The organism is Thiorhodovibrio litoralis, from assembly GCF_033954455.1.
Taxonomy (GTDB): Bacteria; Pseudomonadota; Gammaproteobacteria; order Chromatiales; family Chromatiaceae; genus Thiorhodovibrio; species Thiorhodovibrio litoralis.
Genome location: NZ_CP121473.1, coordinates 5,136,976 through 5,153,969 on the forward strand (window position 1 = coordinate 5,136,976; position 16,994 = coordinate 5,153,969).

A 16,994-nucleotide genomic window follows, 5' to 3' on the forward strand; every position below is an offset into this window, starting at 1 on the left:
CGTTGCTTATTGGGGAGCTTACTAGTGCTCAGCCTGTGTTATAACGGGGGCGATCAGGTAAATCAGTATAATCGGACATGCGGTCAGCCGCGTCCTGATCTGATCAAGCGGTTTGGGTTCTGCTCCTCGCCCGAACGGCTGCGAGTGGCCCGAGGGGCCATCATTAACCACTGGTGAGCAACATGAACGACCAATCCAGACAGTATCAGCAACTCATCGCCAAGTGCTGGGCCGACGAGGCCTTCAAGCAGCGGCTCCTGTCCAACCCGGCTGAGACGCTCAAAGACGAGGGGCTTGAGGTGCCCGAGGGAGTTCAAGTTCAGGTGTTGGAAAACACCGCGCAGGTTTTGAACCTGGTGATTCCATCACGGCCTACCGAACTTTCGGATGAAGAGTTGCACGCAAGCGGGTTGGCGGGAGGATGCGGGGATAGCACAACCTGCGGTTTTTATGAGGGCTGCTTTACATTCGGATATACCCGTACGTTTTAGGATAGCACCCTGCGCGCGGCATTCGTTGCAGATAGCGGTTCAATAGTGTTTAGCGATTTTCATACGAGATTCAGGGTACGAGGTGGAAGGTTGGGTAAGCAGCTTTGCTGTGCTGAACGCGACTTTCTTTGCTATTGGCGACACCCCATACCAGCGTGCAGTCGGAGGTCGCTTAGCGCGGGCGGATAAGGTTACCGGTGAGGTGAAGATTTTTCAGCACTGTGACCCAGACCCTGATGAATCGCCCTTGGTGCTGACGAGGCCGCGCAGCCCGCCATGCAGCCATCGATACCAACGCCACATGGTCAGCCGGAGTCGATTTGGAGCCTTTTGCCGCCGCTTCGGGAACTGGCAACTATTCGAATACTTAGGTGGGTGATTTCACCCTGGCATCCCGAGCAGAATAACCATGCTATTTCGTTCGCAGGTTCTCGTAAAAGTCACCGATCCTGATCAACTCGATCAGCTTCTGAGCGTCGTCCGCCCTCGGCATGTGCTGGGGTTTGGCGTTGTTGATGAGCTGAATTCCCTTTAGGTCCTCTTTTGAGACGCGCGCGATGGCGTCGACGAATCATGGGTGCGAAAGAATGACGGTTGCGGACATGCTGAAACAGGCTGGTGAGACTGAATCGCAGGTGCTCAAAGAGCATCTTATCTTGCTCGCACTCTCCAAAATCAGTCGGTACGAGACGGAGTGTGCGCTCTTCGAGGCCAAATATGCTGAGCCGTTCGACGCCTTTCAGCGACGCATGCTGGCCATGAAAAACCAGGAAGATTTCGCGGCCGATGACGACCTGCTGGATTGGGAGTTTGCTGATCGGGCGTTGCGCGGATGGAATGAAAAACTGGATGCGCTAAGGCATGTTGATTGATCTGATCAAGCGATACAGCGCCATCATCCAATCCTGGACGGTCACGAATTTCGACCGGGAAGGCGAAGACCTTAGACTGAAAGCGCAGATTGTTTTTTTGGATGGAAGTCAGCTTCATATCCGACAGATTGTCATTGACGGACACCTGCTGAAATATGCCTATCAATGGCAAACTCAAGAAGGAGCGCTGATCATTCGCTGGGACAATGCAGAGCACTGGTCGGATGTCGCTACCTTCCCGCACCATAAGCATGTTTCCAGAAATGAAGACGTCAAAGTGATGCCTTCCAATGGCGCTGAACTGGCGCTGGTTCTTGAAGAGATTGCCTTGTTGCTCGAATCCGTCGGACACTCATTGCGATGAATTCTAATTTCCAGCTGCGCCTCTGCCCTGGCGCTCGTCTCCTAACCGATGGTGGGACTGGGCTGATTGCTCGGAGCGCTTCGCCGTCGCTGTGGGAACTGGCTATGATACGAAATACATCGGTAAGTGAGTTTACCCTGGCATCCCGAGCCGACTAAATCATGCTATTTCGCCCGCAGGCCCTTGCGAAGGTCACCGATCCTGATCAACTCGATCAGCTTCTGAGTGTCGTCCGCCCTCGGCATGTGCTCGGGTTTGGCGTTGTTGCTGCCGTCATGGTCGCGGGTTTGATCTGGAGCATCTTGTCCACGGCGCCGGTGATTGTCGGTGGCCCCGGGGTTCTGCTCTCGTCCGCCGGCGTGGCTGCGGTGACCGCCGAGGGGAGCGGGCATATTGACGCGATTTTGGTTCAGCCTGGTGATGCGGTCACTCTGGGCCAACCAATCGCCAGAATTCGCCAGCCCGAGCGGCTTGATGAGCTCGAGGCGGCCGAGGATGAGGCCCGCGATGTCAATGATCGGTATGAGCTTCTGCAAACCGAGTTTGCCGCTCAAGATCAAATCCAGACGGACTTGATGGCGCGTCTGCGCGCGGCGGATGCGGAGCGCGTTGCGACTCTGGAGAAGCAACGCGCGGTGCTGGCCAAGCGCACCGAAGGCGAGGCTCGGTTGCAGGGTAAGGGCATGGTGAGTGCCGTCAATCAGTTCGAGACCGCGCAGCTCTTGGCAAAGGTGGAGCATGAAATCGCGACCGCGCGGAATCGCATGGTCGAGACGTCGCTGCAGCAGGAGCAGGACGCGGCCCGGCGACACCAGGAACTGGCGGAGCTGCGTATCCAGTCACTGAATCTGCGCCGGCGCGCCGCCAATCTGCGCCGAGACTACGATCGGGACGGTCAAGTGCTCGCCACCGCGACAGGGGACCTCGCCGAACTGGGCGCTGATGTGAACGATCCTGTCACTCCCGGGCAGGTCATTGCACGGCTGTTGGTCGATGGTGCGGAGGAGGCGCCGCTGACCGCCGTTGCCTATTTGCCGGCTGGTGACGGAAAAAAGGTCAAAATCGACATGCCGGCGCGGGTTTCGCCCTCAACGGTGAAGGTGGAGCTTGACGGCTATATTCATGGCCGTGTGATTCGGGTCGCGGAACTGCCTTCCAGTCGCGAAGGCTTGATGCGCCGCCTCAAGAATGCCGTGTTTGTGGATGAGATTCTCAGCTCTGGCACGCCATTTGAGGTAGAGGTGGAGTTGCAGCGCGATGCAACAACACCTAGCGGTTACGCCTGGACCTCGGGCCAAGGCCCTGACATCCCGATTGAGCCCGGCACCTTGGCCCGCTCCGAGGTGGTGGTGGAGCGTATTCATCTGATCAGCCTCTTGTTCCCGGCGATGGAATACGTCTACGGCTGGTTCCGCGCGCTATGAGCGCCCGCAAGCCGGTGGTTGGTGTGGTGCGCACGCCCACCATCCTGCAAATGGAGGCCCTGGAGTGCGGCGCGGCCGCCCTGGCCATGGTGTTGGCGCATTATGGGCGCTGGGAGCCGCTGGAGAAGTTGCGGCTGTTATGCGGGGTCTCGCGAGACGGCAGCAAGGCGATCAATCTCGTTAAGGCGGCCCGCGTCCTTGGATTGAAGGCGAGCGGCAAACGCCTGGAGCCGGCCGACCTGGCTAGCTTGCCGGTGCCGGCCATATTGTTTGTCGGCATGAACCACTTTGTGGTGCTCGAGGGGGTGAGCAAAGGGAAGTTTCAGCTCAATGACCCTGCGGCCGGTCGGCGGTTGCTAACAGCCAAAGAATTCGACGAACTCTTTACCGGCTTGGTGCTGGCATTCGAGCCGACCGACGCCTTTCAGCCGGGTGGCACAGCACCATCTATCCTGCCCAGCCTGTGGGCGATGGCTCGACAGTCGCTCTGGCCGCTGGGCCTGTTGGCCTTGGCTGGTCTGCTGCTGGCTGTTTTCAGCATCCTGATGCCGGGGCTGCAGCAGATTTATATTGATCGCATCCTGATCGAGCAATTTGATAATTGGGTCTATCCCCTGGCCATCATTCTGGCGGTGATCGCGCCGGTGATGGCCTTTCTCACCTGGTTGCATGCCCGACTCATTGCCGCGCTCAACGCCAAACTCTCCATCGTCTTGACTAGCCGACTGGCCTGGCGCGTGTTGCGTCTTCCGGTGCTGTTTTTTGGTCAGCGCTACGCAGGCATGATCAGCGCTCGGGTGGGGTTGGCAGATCAGCTGGTGCTCACCCTGACCCAGAGCCTGTCCCAGGTGCTGAGCAATGTGGCACTCGTGCTGCTGCTCACGCTGCTGATGTTGCAGTACAGCCTTTCTCTCACCCTGATTGTCATCGGCATGAGTCTGTTCAACGCGCTGCTCTTTCAGCGCCTGCGCAAGAGCCTGGGTGAGGCATCGGAGAAGGTCGCCATGCAAACCGTGAAAATGGGTGGCAAGGTGATGCAAGGGGTACGCATGATGGAAACCCTGAAATCCACCGGCACTGATGATCTGTTCTTCTCGCAGTGGTCTGGGCTCCAGGTGCTCTACATTAACGCGCAGCAAGCGATTGCCAAGCGCGAGGCGCTGATTGCGGGACTGCAAACCTGGTTGGCGAGTCTGACGGCGGCGCTGGTGCTGGTGGTGGGGGGCTACTACACCATGACGGAGCAGTTCTCCATCGGCATGCTGGTGGCGTTTTCCGTCATCACGGTGCTGTTCAATCAGCCGGTGACGGTGTTAGTGAGCTTGGCTGGCATGCTGCAACAGACCCAGGGCGCCATTGCTCAATTGGACGACACTCTGGGCTATCCCCTGGCGCGCGAATTTGATGAGCTTGAGACGGACACTAAGACGAACTTCGCCGAAGCGTCCCAGCGGCCCACAACGGCGCCGTTACGCCGGTTGAGCGGGCAAGTGCGCCTTGAGCAGGTGGGCTGCTGCTGGGGATTGGGCTGGACGAGTCGGCAGACTTTGTCTTGCTGGCCGTGCCCCATGTGGACACAGATCTTGTCGAGTGGCCGTCGGCCTTGTTGTCGGCTGAATCCGCCGCGCCTGATGTCATGCCCGCCCTGGTCCCGGCATTGGAGCATTGGCTGCGCGCGCTGAGTTGGGGCATGTCGCGCTGGGTGACGCCGCTCCCGGTGGTGGATGTGGGCATCGGCACGGATGAGACGCTCCAGATTGCTTCCGGTCGGCGTTGCAGCGCTCAACATGCCCTGACGTGGATTCGCTTGGCGCCCGAGGCCGGGTTCTTTCTCGATATTCAGGAGATCGACTCGAGCGCCGATGAGGTGACCTTCCCCCTCGCCTCCGAGGCCTGGCTGTGGACCATGACGCCGCTGGAGCTTCATGGCCGCTCGACTGCCGCCGCCTTGCGCGACGGCGATGCCTGGGACGGCGTCGCCGCGCTGCATCGTTTGTTGTTTGAGACGGCCTCGATGAACCTCATGCTGGGCAATGCCGATGAGTACAACCGACTCATGGCGCGCCGTGTTGCGACCGAGGCCGAACGCGATCACGCATTCTCCGACTTGATGTCGGTCACGGCGCCGCGTCCCCGGTTGGAGGCGACGCCGGTGCGGGGCGACACTCCCTTGGTCGGTGCCATGCGGCTGGTGGGCCAGGCGTGCGGGTTCCAGATCCAAGTCCCGGTTGAGCTCAAGTCTGATGATGCGCTCAGCTTAGAGAACATTGTGCGGTTCAGTCGGCTGCGTCAGCGCACTGTCACCTTGCGCGATGACTGGTGGCAGGGGGATTTCGGCGCGCTGCTGGCGTTTGAAGCCGAAACCCAACGGCCCTTGGCGCTTGTGTACACGGATCAGGGGAGCGCCCAGTTAATTGACCCGGCCGATGGTCAGGAACTGGACTTTGAGACCCATCGGCAGCGACTCGCGCCCGAGGCCTTTGAGTTCACCACCCACCTGCCGTTTCGGGCCATGGGATTCCGCTCCCTGTTTGGTTTCGCCTTCGCGCGCGGTTGGCGCGACGCGGTCCTGATGTTGGTGATGAGCGCCATGGCCGGGATGATGACCCTGGCCATCCCGGTGACAACCGCTTACCTGATCGACACGGCCATACCCAACCACGAGGTGGGCCACTTAATTGAGATTGGCGTGGTCTTGGCGGTGCTTGGCGGCACGGCCTTCGTCGTTGACTATGTGGCGACCTTAGCTTTCACTCGCGCCGAGAGCCGCATGGGCCGTGCGTTGCAGTCGGGTCTGCTTGACCGGGTCTTGCGCCTGCCCATGGGGTTCTTTCAGAATTTTTCCGCCGGGGACTTGGCCAACCGCGTGATGGCGATGACGCAGATCCAGACGCTGCTTTCAACCGGCGCGGTCAATGCCATCCTGAGCGGCATTTTCGGCCTGGCCGGCTTTCTGCTCATGTTCTATTACGACGCCCGGCTGGCCCTGTGGGCGCTGGTGCTGACCCTGGTGTATCTCATCCTCAGCCTGGTGATCAGCTATCTGCGACTGCGCCAGGAGCGCGCCCTGGCGGGCCTGATGGGGGACTTTAGCAACATCCTGCTGCACTTGATTCTTGGTGTTGCCAAGATTCGACTCGCCGCTGCCGAAGATCGCGCCTTTGCCCGCTTGGCCAGTCCCTATGCGAAGAGTCGTCGGCATCAGTTGCGCTCCCAACGCCTGGGCGCCTGGCAATCCGCGCTCAACCAGGTCCTGGCCTTGATCGGGCTGCTGATCTTCGTCCTGCTGATTGGCAAACCCTCGCAAGCGCCCAACCTCATCGCGATTGGGGCCTTCTCGGCGCTACTGGTCGCTTTCCAGCAATTCTCCGCCAGCCTCTCGATGATGGTGATGGTGGCGACTGGCCTGATCGCCATCCAGCCACAGGTGGAGCGCGCCCGCCCTCTGCTCACGGCGGTTCCGGAGGTGAGCGAGGAGCGCAAGGACCCTGGCGCGCTGTCCGGGGCCATTGAGGTCTCCCATGTCAGTTTTCGCTATACCCCGAACGGACCGCTGATTCTTGACGATGTCTCGCTGGAGATCGAGCCCGGGCGCTTTGTCGCCCTGGTCGGTGCATCCGGGTCCGGCAAGTCCACGCTGCTGCGCCTCATCATGGGGTTTGAGTCACTGGAGTCCGGCGGGATTTTCTTCGACGGGCATGCGCTGACCAGTGTCGATGCCACCGCAGTGCGACGACAAATGGGGGTGGTGATGCAGAACGCGCAGCTGATGCCGGGCTCTCTCTACCAGAACATTGTCGGCACCAGCGGCGGCAGCCTGGACGACGCCTGGGAAGCGGCCACCCAGGTTGGTCTGGCCGATGACATCCACGCAATGCCCATGGGCATGCAGACCGTCATCATGGAAGGCGGCGGAGCCCTGTCCGGTGGACAAATGCAACGCCTGATGATTGCCCGCGCCATCGTCAACCGCCCCAAGGTCTTGCTGCTGGATGAGGCCACCAGCGCGCTCGACAATCGCACCCAGGCCGTGGTCACGGAAAGTCTGGACCGATTGCGCGTGACCCGCATCGTCGTCGCGCATCGCCTCAGCACCGTGGTCAATGCCGAGCGCATCCACGTCATGGACGCCGGTCGCATCGTCGAGTCGGGAAACTATGCAAGCCTGATGCAGGCCCAAGGGCAGTTCGCCCGCCTGGCGGCGCGGCAGATGCTTTAGTCCTGGAACATGAGCGTTCGGTTCCTTTCTGACAAACTCCAGGGAGATTAGATAATGCGGTTCGATGTAGTTTTTTTAGCAACGGCAGTACTTTTTGCCAGTTATTCTGGCGCGAACGGCTCCGAAGCCTTATTGCGTGGCGCTGCCAATGGGACTGTGATGACTGGAGCTGTTTATCCCGACTCCAGCCGCACATCCGTGGATTGGAACGGGCGTTATGTTGGGCGCCTGCCCTGCGCAGATTGTGAGGCGATTGAAACCGAGCTGACCTTGTCGCCGGACGAAACTTTTGTGCTCAAGACGCGTTACCTGGGGCGCTCAGAGGACTGGCAACGCGAGACCGGGCGCTTTGTGTGGGACGAAAGCGGCCAGATCGTGCGATTGAACCAGCGCGCACCTGACGCTAAGGCTTTTTTTGTCGGTGAAAATAGACTCTGGCAATTAGATCAATCCGGGCAGCGGATTCAGGGCGATCTGGCGGAGTTATATCAGCTGCATAAGGTGCAAGAGGGACAGGTCGGTATGGATTCTTTCGCCTTGAGTGCTTCCCTCTTTGATCAGCCATGGCGCTTGAAGGTGCTAAATGGACAACCTGTGATTGGGCTTGAGCGGCCAATCTATATTGAGTTTGTGGAGTCGGAGCATCGCATTCAAGGCTTCAACGGTTGCAATCGTTTTTTCGGGGATGTGCGTCTGGATGACCCCGAGGCGGATGAATCGGGCAGTATTGCAGTGGCATTTTCGCAAATAGGAATGACGCGAATGGCCTGTCGTGGCGAGACGCATGAGACGCCCTTCATGCAAGCCTTGCAGGAGACGCGATCCATGCGGCTGACTGGCACCGAGCTCAGGTTGCTTGACGCCTCGGGTCAAGCCTTGGCACTTTTTGAGGCTGATGAAAGCCTGAAACCTTCTATGAGGCGTGTTTTGTCAAGCCCTTTTGAAAGCCTTGTCCGATTCAGTACCGTCGAGCAAATCAGAACGTTACAGTCGTTCCCGCATTGCATGAGCGCGCAAATCGGCCGATCCGCCGCGCTTCTCTCTCCCCGAAGGGGCGGGCGTGGTTCATCGAAACGCTCGCGCATGGCAACGGCGTCGAGCGCTGTTCACACGCTTTCAAATAGCCTGATCACTCACTTTGAATCGTCACTCGCTTATTCGTTCTCCTGTGCAATGGCGGCCGTTTGGTCAGCGCGTTTTGCTCGGTTTCATCGGCATTGCGAGCGTTGTGACAGCCATGGGTTGTCTCGGTTTGAAAGCCGACGGATTCTGTGCGAATCCGCTCCACCTTCTATCCGTGCCGGGAAGCCCGGTCACCTGAAATTGCATGCGATGTTCGCCGCTGAAACCGATTGAAAAGGAAAGCGCCCCTTCTTTTAAAACGGCATGACCAGGGGTCAGCCCAGGTTCCAGTCGGGCGCTTTCGACAACCTTGACCGTGATCCGTCGCGTTGCTCTCTCCTCGGGCGTTGGCGCTGTGCTTGGCCGTTGGGGGTAACTGGATGTCTTCCGCGGGCGGCGGGCCTTAGCCGGCTTTGAGCACCGCGCCGTCTGGGATCTCGCCCTGTTCGAGATAGCGCCACAAGGCGATGAGCAGCTTGCGCGCCAGGGCGACGATGCCGATGCGACGCATGCGTTTGCCGCCGGTGGCAAAGCGCTCGCGGTACCAGCGGCTCAGGGCGCTGTCAGGCTGATAGCGCAACCACAGCCAGGACAGTTCAACCATGAGCGCGCGGATGCGCCGGTTGCCGGCCTTGCTGATGCCTTGGTCGCGCTGATCATCACCGCTCGCATAGGGCGTGGGGGTGAGCCCGGCACAGGCGGCCAGCTGCTGGCGATTGCGAAAGCCGCGCCAGCTGAAGAATTCCATGACCAAGATCCAGCTCGAAACCCAGCCGATGCCTTTGAGCTCGAGCATGCGTGCGACTTGCTGGTGGGAGACGTCGGTGGCTTGCTCGACGCGGCGCTTTTGTTCTTGCTCGATGGCGCGGATTTGCTCATCAGCCAAGCAATAGCGCTGGTATTCGCGGCGGATCTCTTCTTTGAGGTCGGCGCCAAGGGGCTCGCCGGTGGCGGTGCACAAGTGATCGAGAGTATCGATGACGGTGTCGTTGAGACGCTCGATGACGAGACCCTGGGCGATGAAGAGCGATTTGATTCGGGAGCTGTGGGCGCCACGTTCGCGGATCAGTCGCTCGCGCTCGCGGTTCAGCCGCATCCGATCCTCGGCCCCGGCACTGGGGACGTTCACCACCGCGAGGGCTTTTTTCTCTCCGCCAAGATACCGCATGAGCTGCACCAGCAGCGCTTCGACGTCGACCCGGTCGGTCTTCACGCGCCGCTTCTTGCGGTTGACCTGAATGCTGGCCGAGTCGACCACGCGGCTGTGAATCCCCCAGGATTCCAATGTACGATGAATCCAGAATCCATCCCGGCCGGCTTCGTAAACGCTTTCAATGACACAATCCGCGCTGAGTCCAAGCTTCCCCTTGGCGATCTCGATCTGCTCGTGCAAGGCGGGAAGATCGCGCGCTTCGATGGTCTTGATGCGGATCTTCTCGCCGTTGCTGAAGCCCAGCTTCCAGGTTTTGTTGCTCAGCTCAAGGGCCAGATAGAGGGTGGTCTTCGGCGTTTGGACAGCGGCAGTGGTCATGTTCGGTCTCCTCGTGGCTCGGGGTTAATGTCGAGGCTTAGACTTGGATGGCCTACATAGTTTCTTAAGCTAGCCGGCGGGCGCGCCGGTGATAGCCGCAGCTGCCATGGGCGCACGACGCAGTATCAGCTCCTGGGTCGGATAGGCAAACTCGATGCCGGCCTCCTCAAAGCGGCGATGGATGCCGAGGTTGATGCCCTGCTGGATGTCCATGTAAATGGCGTAATCCGGCGTCAGCACGTAGTAAACGATCTCAAAGTTGAGGGAGAAATCGCCGAAGGCGAAGAAATGCGCGCGATCAAAGCGCGTCTGCGGCTGTTCCTCAATGGACTGGCGAATCATGTCCGGGATGCGTTCGAGCAGCTCCCTTGGGGTCTGATACACCACTCCAATGTTGAACGAGATCCGGCGCTCTCTGAAGTATTTGAAGTTATGGATACGGCTGTTGAGCAGATCGCTGTTTGAGAGCACGACCTGCTCCCCGGAAAGACTGCGGATGCGGGTGGTCTTGATGCCAATTAGCTCAATGGTGCCGACGGTCTCGCCAGCCTTGACGAAATCGCCGACGCGAAACGGCTTGTCGAGGATAATCGCCATGGAGCTGAACACATCGCCCAGAATGTTCTGCACCGCGAAGGCGACCGCCAAGCTGCCCACACCGAGCGCGCCGACCAGGCCGGCAACCGGGTACCTGAAGTAAACCAGCAGCGAGACCACCACGCTGATCCAGATACCGACCCGAATGAAAAACATCAGCAGACCGTAGCCGGTCACCGTCGATGGATCGCGCATCTCCTGGCGCGTGCGCTTGCGGCTGAAGTAATCAAACATGGCCGCGTTGGCCCATGCGCCGAGCTGCATGTAGAAGGCGATGACCAGCCCGGTCCAGAGCCAGTCTTTTGCCGTTGGGCTGGCCAACCCCGAAAAGACCATGGCCACATAAAAGGCCGCGATCAGCACGAATAGCTGACTGGTATTGCCGGCAATGGCCGTCAGCGCCAAACGCAGATCCCGTTGCTCGGTTGCCGCCAGAGTGGTGTCAAGCTTGCGCAGCGCCCGGCGCGCGAGCACCCGCACGGTCGGCAGGACGAGCAGTACCAGGGTGAAGATCACCAGAGCAAGGGCCAGCTCCCGCACCCGGATGCTTTGGTCGTTGATCACGATCAGCTCGGCATCCCACCAGCCCGCCATCGCCTCCTTGGCCTGGAGCCATTGCAGGCTGACGTTCGTGTTCTCAACCAGCCCCTCGAGTTGGTGGCGGATTCCCTGCAGCAGCGCGATCAGCTCGTCCTTGGTCTCGAGCAGTTCGCGGCCATGCTGCTCGGCGGCATCCAGCGCGGCGGCGCGCGCTGTCATGGCCTCGCGCTCCTGCGTATCCAGCGTCGGGTCGCGCAAAGCGCGTGACTGGGTGAGCTGAATCGCCCGCAGGGCATTGAGGCGGCGCTCGATGTCGTCCTTCTCGGCGCGCGCCTCGTTGAGCGCCTTGATGGCATCGCGCAGTTGCTCGGCACCATTGATGGAATCGGGCGACTGCATCATCTCGAAACGTGCCTGCCATAACTGGCGCATCTGGCCAAGATCGGTGATTGCAGCGGTCAGGGAGTCGACCCCGTTGCGCGCCGCATCAAGCTGGGCCTGACGCGCCGTCACCCGGGCTTCTAGTGCGGCCTTGTCGGCATCCTCGGTGGCATCAGCCAAGCGGCGCTGCGCCTCGTAGAGCGCGGACTCGGCCCGGTCCCCGTCACGCTGCAGCGCCTCGATCTGCTTGCGCATCTCGGCTTCGGTGTCCGTCAGTTCCGCTAGGCGCTGCTCGAGCATCTCCGCCGAAAGCTCCGCGCGCGCGTCGAGAAACGCCAGGCGCGCCTCCAGCACTTGCTGCTCGGCTTCGGCCAGATCATCGTCTTGGCGCGCCAGCGCCACCGCGCCTTCGCCCGCCGTGAGCTGCTGGCGGGCGAGCAATTCGCGCAGTCGCGCCAGCTCCAGCGTCCGCGCCAGCGCGGCGCGCTCGGCTTGCGGCATGTCTTCATCCTCGGCCGCGGCCATTTGATCGCGCGCGGTGCGTCGCTCACGCACTGCGCTAGTGACGGCCTTCTCCAAGGCCACCAGACGCCGCGATGCCGTATCCAGGCGGGTCTCGGCAACGTCTTCCATGGCCTGCTTCAGGCCGAGTTCGGCCTGTTGCTGGTCGAGCTGCGAAATGGAGAACGGCGGCTCCAGTGCGACCCCCTCCTGCTTGATGGTTTCAAGCTGCGCCTGCCGCTGCGCGACCTCGTTGCCGATGTCCGCAGTGCGCTCGGCAAGGGTCGCGCGGCGCTGCACGGCGATGCGCAACTGGCGCAGAAGCTCGATTTGGCCGGCGAGCGCCTCGGCCGCAGCGTCTGGCGTCGACGACTGGACCTCCGAGTCCGGGCCGGAGTCAGAGTCGGAATCAGATTCTGACTCCTGCGCATCTAGCCCTCCGGCCGCCTCTTCGGCGCCTACGCCGGTCTCAGCCGCCGCAGCCGCTTCGGCCTGCGCCTGTTCAAGCGCGTTTTCCAGCTTGGACAGTCGGGTATTGATCAAATCGATGCCGGCCTGGAAATCCTCTGCCGAGCGCATCGGCTGCGGCAGCCCGGGCAGCCCAATCGCGGCGGGATCGAAAGCCAAGGTCGAGTTATCGCGCACGTCCTCGGCATCCTTATCCGCAGCATCGGCCTTCGTCTCGGCGCTGGTATCTGCGCCGGTCTCGCTAGCTGTTTCAGCGCTCGTCTCGGTGCTTGTCTCGGCATTTGCCTCGGTGCTTTCGGCGAGCACGGACAGCGGCAGCAGGAGAAGCGACAAGGCAACGAAAAGGATTCTGAAATTCATGAGCAGTCCACAAAGGTCGAATGGGAATCTTGGCGATGGGAGGATGGGGCGCGATGCATGCGCCCGCGAATCGCTAGCCGCGGTCAGCGGGCTGCTGACCGGGATGATGACGTTGCCGACAGGCACGCCAGTGTTCGCGGTCATTGTAAACGGCTTTCTTGGTCGATCTCTAGCACAGCGGCCAAGTGCTGCCCGATCCTCGAGCACCGATTGTTTCGGCTCAAATGAGAGCTCCCAAGGCACGGCTCACAATCAACACCGCGAAGGCCACCAATAACAGCGCATAGAACCGCGCCACCCGCGCGGCATTGCGCGCCAAAAGCGGCAGTAATCCGCCGCGCACCACCACCAGCACCACCAGGGAATACCAGAGCGCATCAATGCCGCCGATGGTCAGCACCAGCACCGCCTTGGCGGCCAGGCTTTGATCGGCACTGACAAAGGGCGCAAAAAGCGCGAGCATGAAAATCGCAAGTTTGGGATTGAGAAAAGCGATCAGGAAACCGTCGCGCGCCGCTGTGGCGGTACTCTTGAGTTCTCTGCTCCCGGCTTCCGCCACCGGCAGCCCAGTGCCCTGGCGCAGCGCGGTGTAAGCCAGGTAGAGGAGATAGCCGGCGCTCGCGAGTTGCAGCCCGGTGAACAGCCCAGGTGCCGCCACCAGCAGCGCGGCTAGGCCAGCAACAGTGAGCAGTGCATAGAGCCCGACCGCCGCGCCATGGGACAAGGCCACAGCCAGGCCCGCCGCGCGCCCGCCTTGCCAGGTCGTGCCGAGCACCACGGCCAGACTCGGCCCCGGAGTCATGGCGCCGAGCAAGCAAAGCAGCGCCAGTGAGAGCCAGATGGACAGGGACATAAGAAAGGCAACACAAATGCAATTATGGTTGTGGGCTGGAGACAGATCATGGAGACTCTTGCAGCAGAGAAGCCGCTGGCACCATGCCCCTATTTTAACGTGACCGAGAACATCATGGCCGAGGACATCCCCCAGGCATCAGATGCCAAGCAAATACTGCGCGACGAAGCGCCGCTTGCCCTTGTCATTGCGACAACACTGGCCTTCCTTGCCTTTGGCAAGGGCTGGCTCGCCGACCTGAGCAACCCGCTATGGCTGGCGCTGATGTTTGGCTGGCTGTTCGTGGTGATTCTCTGGGCCGCGCTCAAGGTGGTCCATCACGCCGACTGTCTGGCGATCAAGCTCGGCGAGCCCTATGGCACCCTGATCCTGACCCTGTCGGTGATCTCCATCGAGGTGCTGATGATCGCCGCGCTCATGATGAGCGGCAGCAACAATCCAACGCTTGCGCGCGATACCATGTTCGCCGTGGTGATGATCGTGCTGAACGGCATGGTCGGCCTGACCCTGATTCTGGGCGCGCTGCGCCATCACGAGCAAAGCTACAACCTGCAAGGCGCGAATGCCTATCTGTCGGTCATTATTCCGCTCGCCCTGCTGACCCTGCTGCTGCCAAACCTGACGGTCTCCACCGCCACATCAAGCCTGACCGGGTTTCAATCGGTCTTTCTGATTGTCATCTGCATGGCACTCTACGGGACCTTCCTCGCCATCCAAACCCTGCGCCATCGCGGCTATTTCACCGAGCCTGCGGCGCAAGCCGAGAACGGCGACAGCGACCATTCAGACGATCATTCAGGGCATGGTGCGCTCAGGCTGCACTCGGTCGCGTTTCATGGCTTGATGTTGCTGGCTTACCTAATCCCGGTGGTGCTCATGGCGAAAAAGCTCGCCATACCGATCGATTACGGCATCGAGGTGCTTGCGCTGCCGGCGGCTCTCGGCGGCTTCATCGTCGCTGCCCTGGTGCTGACACCCGAGGCGGTCGGCGCGATCAGGGCGGCGCTCGCCAACCGGCTGCAGCGGGCGGTCAACATTTTCCTCGGCTCGGTGATGGCCACCATCGGGCTGACAGTGCCAGCGGTGCTAGGCATCAGCCTGACAACCGGCAAGACGGTGGAGCTGGGCCTGCAGCACAGCGACATACTGATGCTGATCGTCACCCTGATGGTCTCCATGGTCACCTTTAGCGCCGTTCGCACCAACCTGCTGCAAGGCGTCGTCCACCTCACACTCTTTTTCGCCTACCTGATGCTGATTTTTGCGCCCTGACGGACTTGAGCACTTTACCCAAGCCGTGAGGCCCAGCACCGAGTATCACGTTCAGCGGGAAGCGCGTTCTGAGGCTGACAAGGCCCAGGATATAAAGCGCTGGCAAGCTGACAAGCGAACCGATAAAGCCGTTTCTCATGCCGAGGTGGAAAAGTGGCTCAACTCCCGGGAGAAGCGAGCAAATCACCTTACGCGCTGATTCATGACCCCGAAACCGGCGGCTGGTTGCAGCTGCAGGACCCGGCCTGGGTGCTCTGCACGGATGAGCTGAACGAGGTCAGTGCACTGCTGGCCACGGGGATTGAACGCAGGGATACGCCGGCCAGCCTCTGCTGCCTGGCTTACGAGGCCGCCGCCGCTTTCGATCCCTGCTTGCAACATCACCCGGGCCAATGCCACCAGCCATTGCTGTGGATGGCGGGCTTTCAGACGCTAGAGCACTGGGACTCAGACGCGCTTTTCGCCGCCTGCCATGCAGATGATGACCCCTTGATGCGCGAGCCCTTGTTCGGCCCCTGGGAACCAGAGATGCGGCGAGCCGACTACGCCCGCGCCTTTGCGGCCATCAAGGCGCATCTGGCCGCTGGGGATGCCTACCAGATCAACCTCACCCAACGCTATCGAGCCGCACTTCTGGAGCCGCCAACCCGCGCCGGACTGCGGCGGCTTTTCCTCCGCCTCGCTAAGCGCCACCGCTGCCCCCACGCGGCTTTCATTGATGCGGGTGAATTCGCCGTGCTCTCCCTCAGCCCGGAGACCTTTTTTGAGCGCGATCACCAGCAAGTGCGCTGCCGGCCGATGAAGGGCACCGCGGCCAGAGGCGCGACGGTTGATGCTGACCAGCAAGCCGCGCGCGCGTTGCGGACCTCAGCGAAGGAATGCGCGGAGAACCGCATGATCGTCGACATGGTGCGCAACGATCTCGGGCGCGTCGCCCGCGGCGGCAGCGTGCGAGTGCCACAGCTTTTTTCGCTTGAGCACTACCCAACGGTGCATCAGATGATCAGCGAAGTCACGGCCGAGACCGAGGCCTCGGATGGGGAGCTCCTGCGCGCACTCTTCCCCCCCGCGTCCATCACTGGCGCGCCCAAGGTGGCTGCCATGGAGATCATCGCAGCGTTGGAATCCTCGCCACGCGGGCTCTATACCGGCGCCATTGGCACCCGGCTCGCCTCAGGACGCGCGTTTTGGAATGTGGCGATCCGCACCCTGGTCGTCCATCGCCGTATAGGCCTTGCGGAGTATGGCAGCGGTGGCGGTATCGTCTGGGACAGCCAGCTCGACCGGGAATTGGCCGAGCTACGGCTCAAGGCCAGCTTGCTCGCCGATACGGCACCCGGCTTTGGTCTGATCGAGACCATGCTGCTCCAGCCCGATGGTCAGGTGTTTCTTGAACAACGCCATCTGCGACGGCTGCGCGAGAGCGCGCGGCTGTTCGGGTTTCGCTTAGACGAGCCCGCGCTTGAGCATCATCTGGCAGCGGCCATCGACGCCACCCGCGACCAACCGCCAGAGCCACGCATCCTCAGGCTCGTCTTGACGGCTGCAGGCGTGGTGACTGTCTCTTGCGCTCCGCTGAGCGAACGCCCGCTGTCCAGCCCGCTGCGGCTGCGTTTGGCTGAACGCGCGATCAACTCCAAGGACATTCTGCTGCGCCACAAAACCACTGACCGCCGGGTTTATCAAGCAGCGGCCGGCCGGCAGAGCGCGAGCGGGGAGGAGGTCCTGCTGTTCAACGAGCGCAATGAGCTGACCGAGGGAACCTTTACCAACATCGTCCTAGAGCTCGACGGTCGCTGGTGCACCCCACCCGTCGCCGCCGGCCTGCTGCCCGGCTGCTACCGCGAGGAACTGCTGGCCACCGGGCGGATCATCGAACGACACCTGAAGCTGGCCGATCTGGAGCGCGCCACCTCGGTGTGGGCGATCAACTCGGTGCGAGGCATGCTGCGCTGCCAGCTTCTGGCGCCGGAGGCCGATGCGCGCTGAAGTCGCTTTC

At 61.2% G+C, this 16,994-nt stretch carries 12 protein-coding genes; 9 read left to right on the forward strand and 3 right to left on the reverse strand.

Translation table 11 applies throughout. From position 1 onward, the window contains the following. The first annotated feature begins 182 nt into the window (after window positions 1–182). The 7 genes from Thiosp_RS23225 to Thiosp_RS23255 all read left to right on the forward strand — a co-directional run bounded on the left by Thiosp_RS23225 (window position 183) and on the right by Thiosp_RS23255 (window position 8,726). A complete protein-coding gene (locus tag Thiosp_RS23225; protein WP_201068309.1) occupies window positions 183–491 on the forward strand; it encodes an NHLP leader peptide family RiPP precursor in 309 nt (102 codons plus the stop codon). A gap of 602 nt (window positions 492–1,093) precedes the next feature. Further along, the gene (locus Thiosp_RS23230; protein ID WP_323696726.1) at window positions 1,094–1,363 is read left to right on the forward strand and encodes a hypothetical protein; all 270 of its coding nucleotides are present in this window, start codon (window positions 1,094–1,096) and stop codon (window positions 1,361–1,363) included. Then, window positions 1,353–1,727, forward strand: coding sequence for a toxin-antitoxin system TumE family protein (locus Thiosp_RS23235; protein WP_201068311.1), 375 nt, complete (start codon window positions 1,353–1,355; stop codon window positions 1,725–1,727). Before Thiosp_RS23230 ends, Thiosp_RS23235 begins: the two co-directional genes overlap by 11 nt. A 161-nt stretch (window positions 1,728–1,888) precedes the next feature. Further along, complete coding sequence (locus Thiosp_RS23240; RefSeq protein ID WP_201068312.1) at window positions 1,889–3,151, forward strand: NHLP bacteriocin system secretion protein; 1,263 nt, start codon at window positions 1,889–1,891, stop codon at window positions 3,149–3,151. After that, window positions 3,148–4,833 (forward strand): cysteine peptidase family C39 domain-containing protein, encoded by a 1,686-nt coding sequence (locus tag Thiosp_RS23245; RefSeq protein ID WP_201068313.1) that lies wholly within the window; start codon window positions 3,148–3,150, stop codon window positions 4,831–4,833. Before Thiosp_RS23240 ends, Thiosp_RS23245 begins: the two co-directional genes overlap by 4 nt. Beyond that, a complete protein-coding gene (locus Thiosp_RS23250) occupies window positions 4,788–7,370 on the forward strand; it encodes an NHLP bacteriocin export ABC transporter permease/ATPase subunit (RefSeq protein ID WP_201068314.1) in 2,583 nt (860 codons plus the stop codon). The genes Thiosp_RS23245 and Thiosp_RS23250 overlap by 46 nt, the downstream gene beginning before the upstream one ends. A gap of 54 nt (window positions 7,371–7,424) precedes the next feature. After that, the gene (locus Thiosp_RS23255; RefSeq protein WP_323696727.1) at window positions 7,425–8,726 is read left to right on the forward strand and encodes a copper resistance protein NlpE N-terminal domain-containing protein; all 1,302 of its coding nucleotides are present in this window, start codon (window positions 7,425–7,427) and stop codon (window positions 8,724–8,726) included. A gap of 169 nt (window positions 8,727–8,895) precedes the next feature. Here the strand turns inward: Thiosp_RS23255 and Thiosp_RS23260 are convergent, their stop codons facing one another. The 3 genes from Thiosp_RS23260 to Thiosp_RS23270 form a co-directional block, all read right to left on the reverse strand. Further along, on the reverse strand, window positions 8,896–10,023 hold the full coding sequence (locus Thiosp_RS23260) for an IS110 family RNA-guided transposase (protein WP_201068759.1): 1,128 nt from the start codon (window positions 10,021–10,023) through the stop codon (window positions 8,896–8,898). A 69-nt stretch (window positions 10,024–10,092) separates the two neighbouring features. Further along, complete coding sequence (locus Thiosp_RS23265) at window positions 10,093–12,870, reverse strand: mechanosensitive ion channel domain-containing protein (RefSeq protein WP_201063061.1); 2,778 nt, start codon at window positions 12,868–12,870, stop codon at window positions 10,093–10,095. A gap of 220 nt (window positions 12,871–13,090) precedes the next feature. After that, window positions 13,091–13,723: a LysE family translocator gene (locus Thiosp_RS23270; RefSeq protein ID WP_201063062.1), complete on the reverse strand. Its 633-nt coding sequence runs from the start codon at window positions 13,721–13,723 to the stop codon at window positions 13,091–13,093. 48 nt (window positions 13,724–13,771) lie between these two features. Here Thiosp_RS23270 and Thiosp_RS23275 point away from each other — a divergent pair, with 48 nt between their 5' ends. Together Thiosp_RS23275 and Thiosp_RS23280 are read left to right on the forward strand one after the other, a co-directional pair. Next, window positions 13,772–14,995 carry a calcium:proton antiporter gene (locus Thiosp_RS23275; RefSeq protein WP_242518166.1) on the forward strand — a complete coding sequence of 408 codons (1,224 nt, stop codon included), beginning with the start codon at window positions 13,772–13,774 and terminating at the stop codon, window positions 14,993–14,995. A gap of 153 nt (window positions 14,996–15,148) precedes the next feature. Then, complete coding sequence (locus tag Thiosp_RS23280; RefSeq protein ID WP_201063063.1) at window positions 15,149–16,984, forward strand: chorismate-binding protein; 1,836 nt, start codon at window positions 15,149–15,151, stop codon at window positions 16,982–16,984. Window positions 16,985–16,994: the final 10 nt, after the last annotated feature.

What these genes read in the sequence shown, in the direction of transcription:
- Thiosp_RS23225 (WP_201068309.1), top strand. Translation starts at nt 183, where the DNA reads ATGAACGACCAATCCAGACAGTATCAGCAACTCATCGCCAAGTGCTGG.
- Thiosp_RS23230 (WP_323696726.1), top strand. Translation starts at nt 1,094, where the DNA reads ATGCTGAAACAGGCTGGTGAGACTGAATCGCAGGTGCTCAAAGAGCAT.
- Thiosp_RS23235 (WP_201068311.1), top strand. Translation starts at nt 1,353, where the DNA reads ATGTTGATTGATCTGATCAAGCGATACAGCGCCATCATCCAATCCTGG.
- Thiosp_RS23240 (WP_201068312.1), top strand. Translation starts at nt 1,889, where the DNA reads ATGCTATTTCGCCCGCAGGCCCTTGCGAAGGTCACCGATCCTGATCAA.
- Thiosp_RS23245 (WP_201068313.1), top strand. Translation starts at nt 3,148, where the DNA reads ATGAGCGCCCGCAAGCCGGTGGTTGGTGTGGTGCGCACGCCCACCATC.
- Thiosp_RS23250 (WP_201068314.1), top strand. Translation starts at nt 4,788, where the DNA reads ATGCCCGCCCTGGTCCCGGCATTGGAGCATTGGCTGCGCGCGCTGAGT.
- Thiosp_RS23255 (WP_323696727.1), top strand. Translation starts at nt 7,425, where the DNA reads ATGCGGTTCGATGTAGTTTTTTTAGCAACGGCAGTACTTTTTGCCAGT.
- Thiosp_RS23260 (WP_201068759.1), bottom strand. Translation starts at nt 10,023, where the DNA reads ATGACCACTGCCGCTGTCCAAACGCCGAAGACCACCCTCTATCTGGCC.
- Thiosp_RS23265 (WP_201063061.1), bottom strand. Translation starts at nt 12,870, where the DNA reads ATGAATTTCAGAATCCTTTTCGTTGCCTTGTCGCTTCTCCTGCTGCCG.
- Thiosp_RS23270 (WP_201063062.1), bottom strand. Translation starts at nt 13,723, where the DNA reads ATGTCCCTGTCCATCTGGCTCTCACTGGCGCTGCTTTGCTTGCTCGGC.
- Thiosp_RS23275 (WP_242518166.1), top strand. Translation starts at nt 13,772, where the DNA reads ATGGAGACTCTTGCAGCAGAGAAGCCGCTGGCACCATGCCCCTATTTT.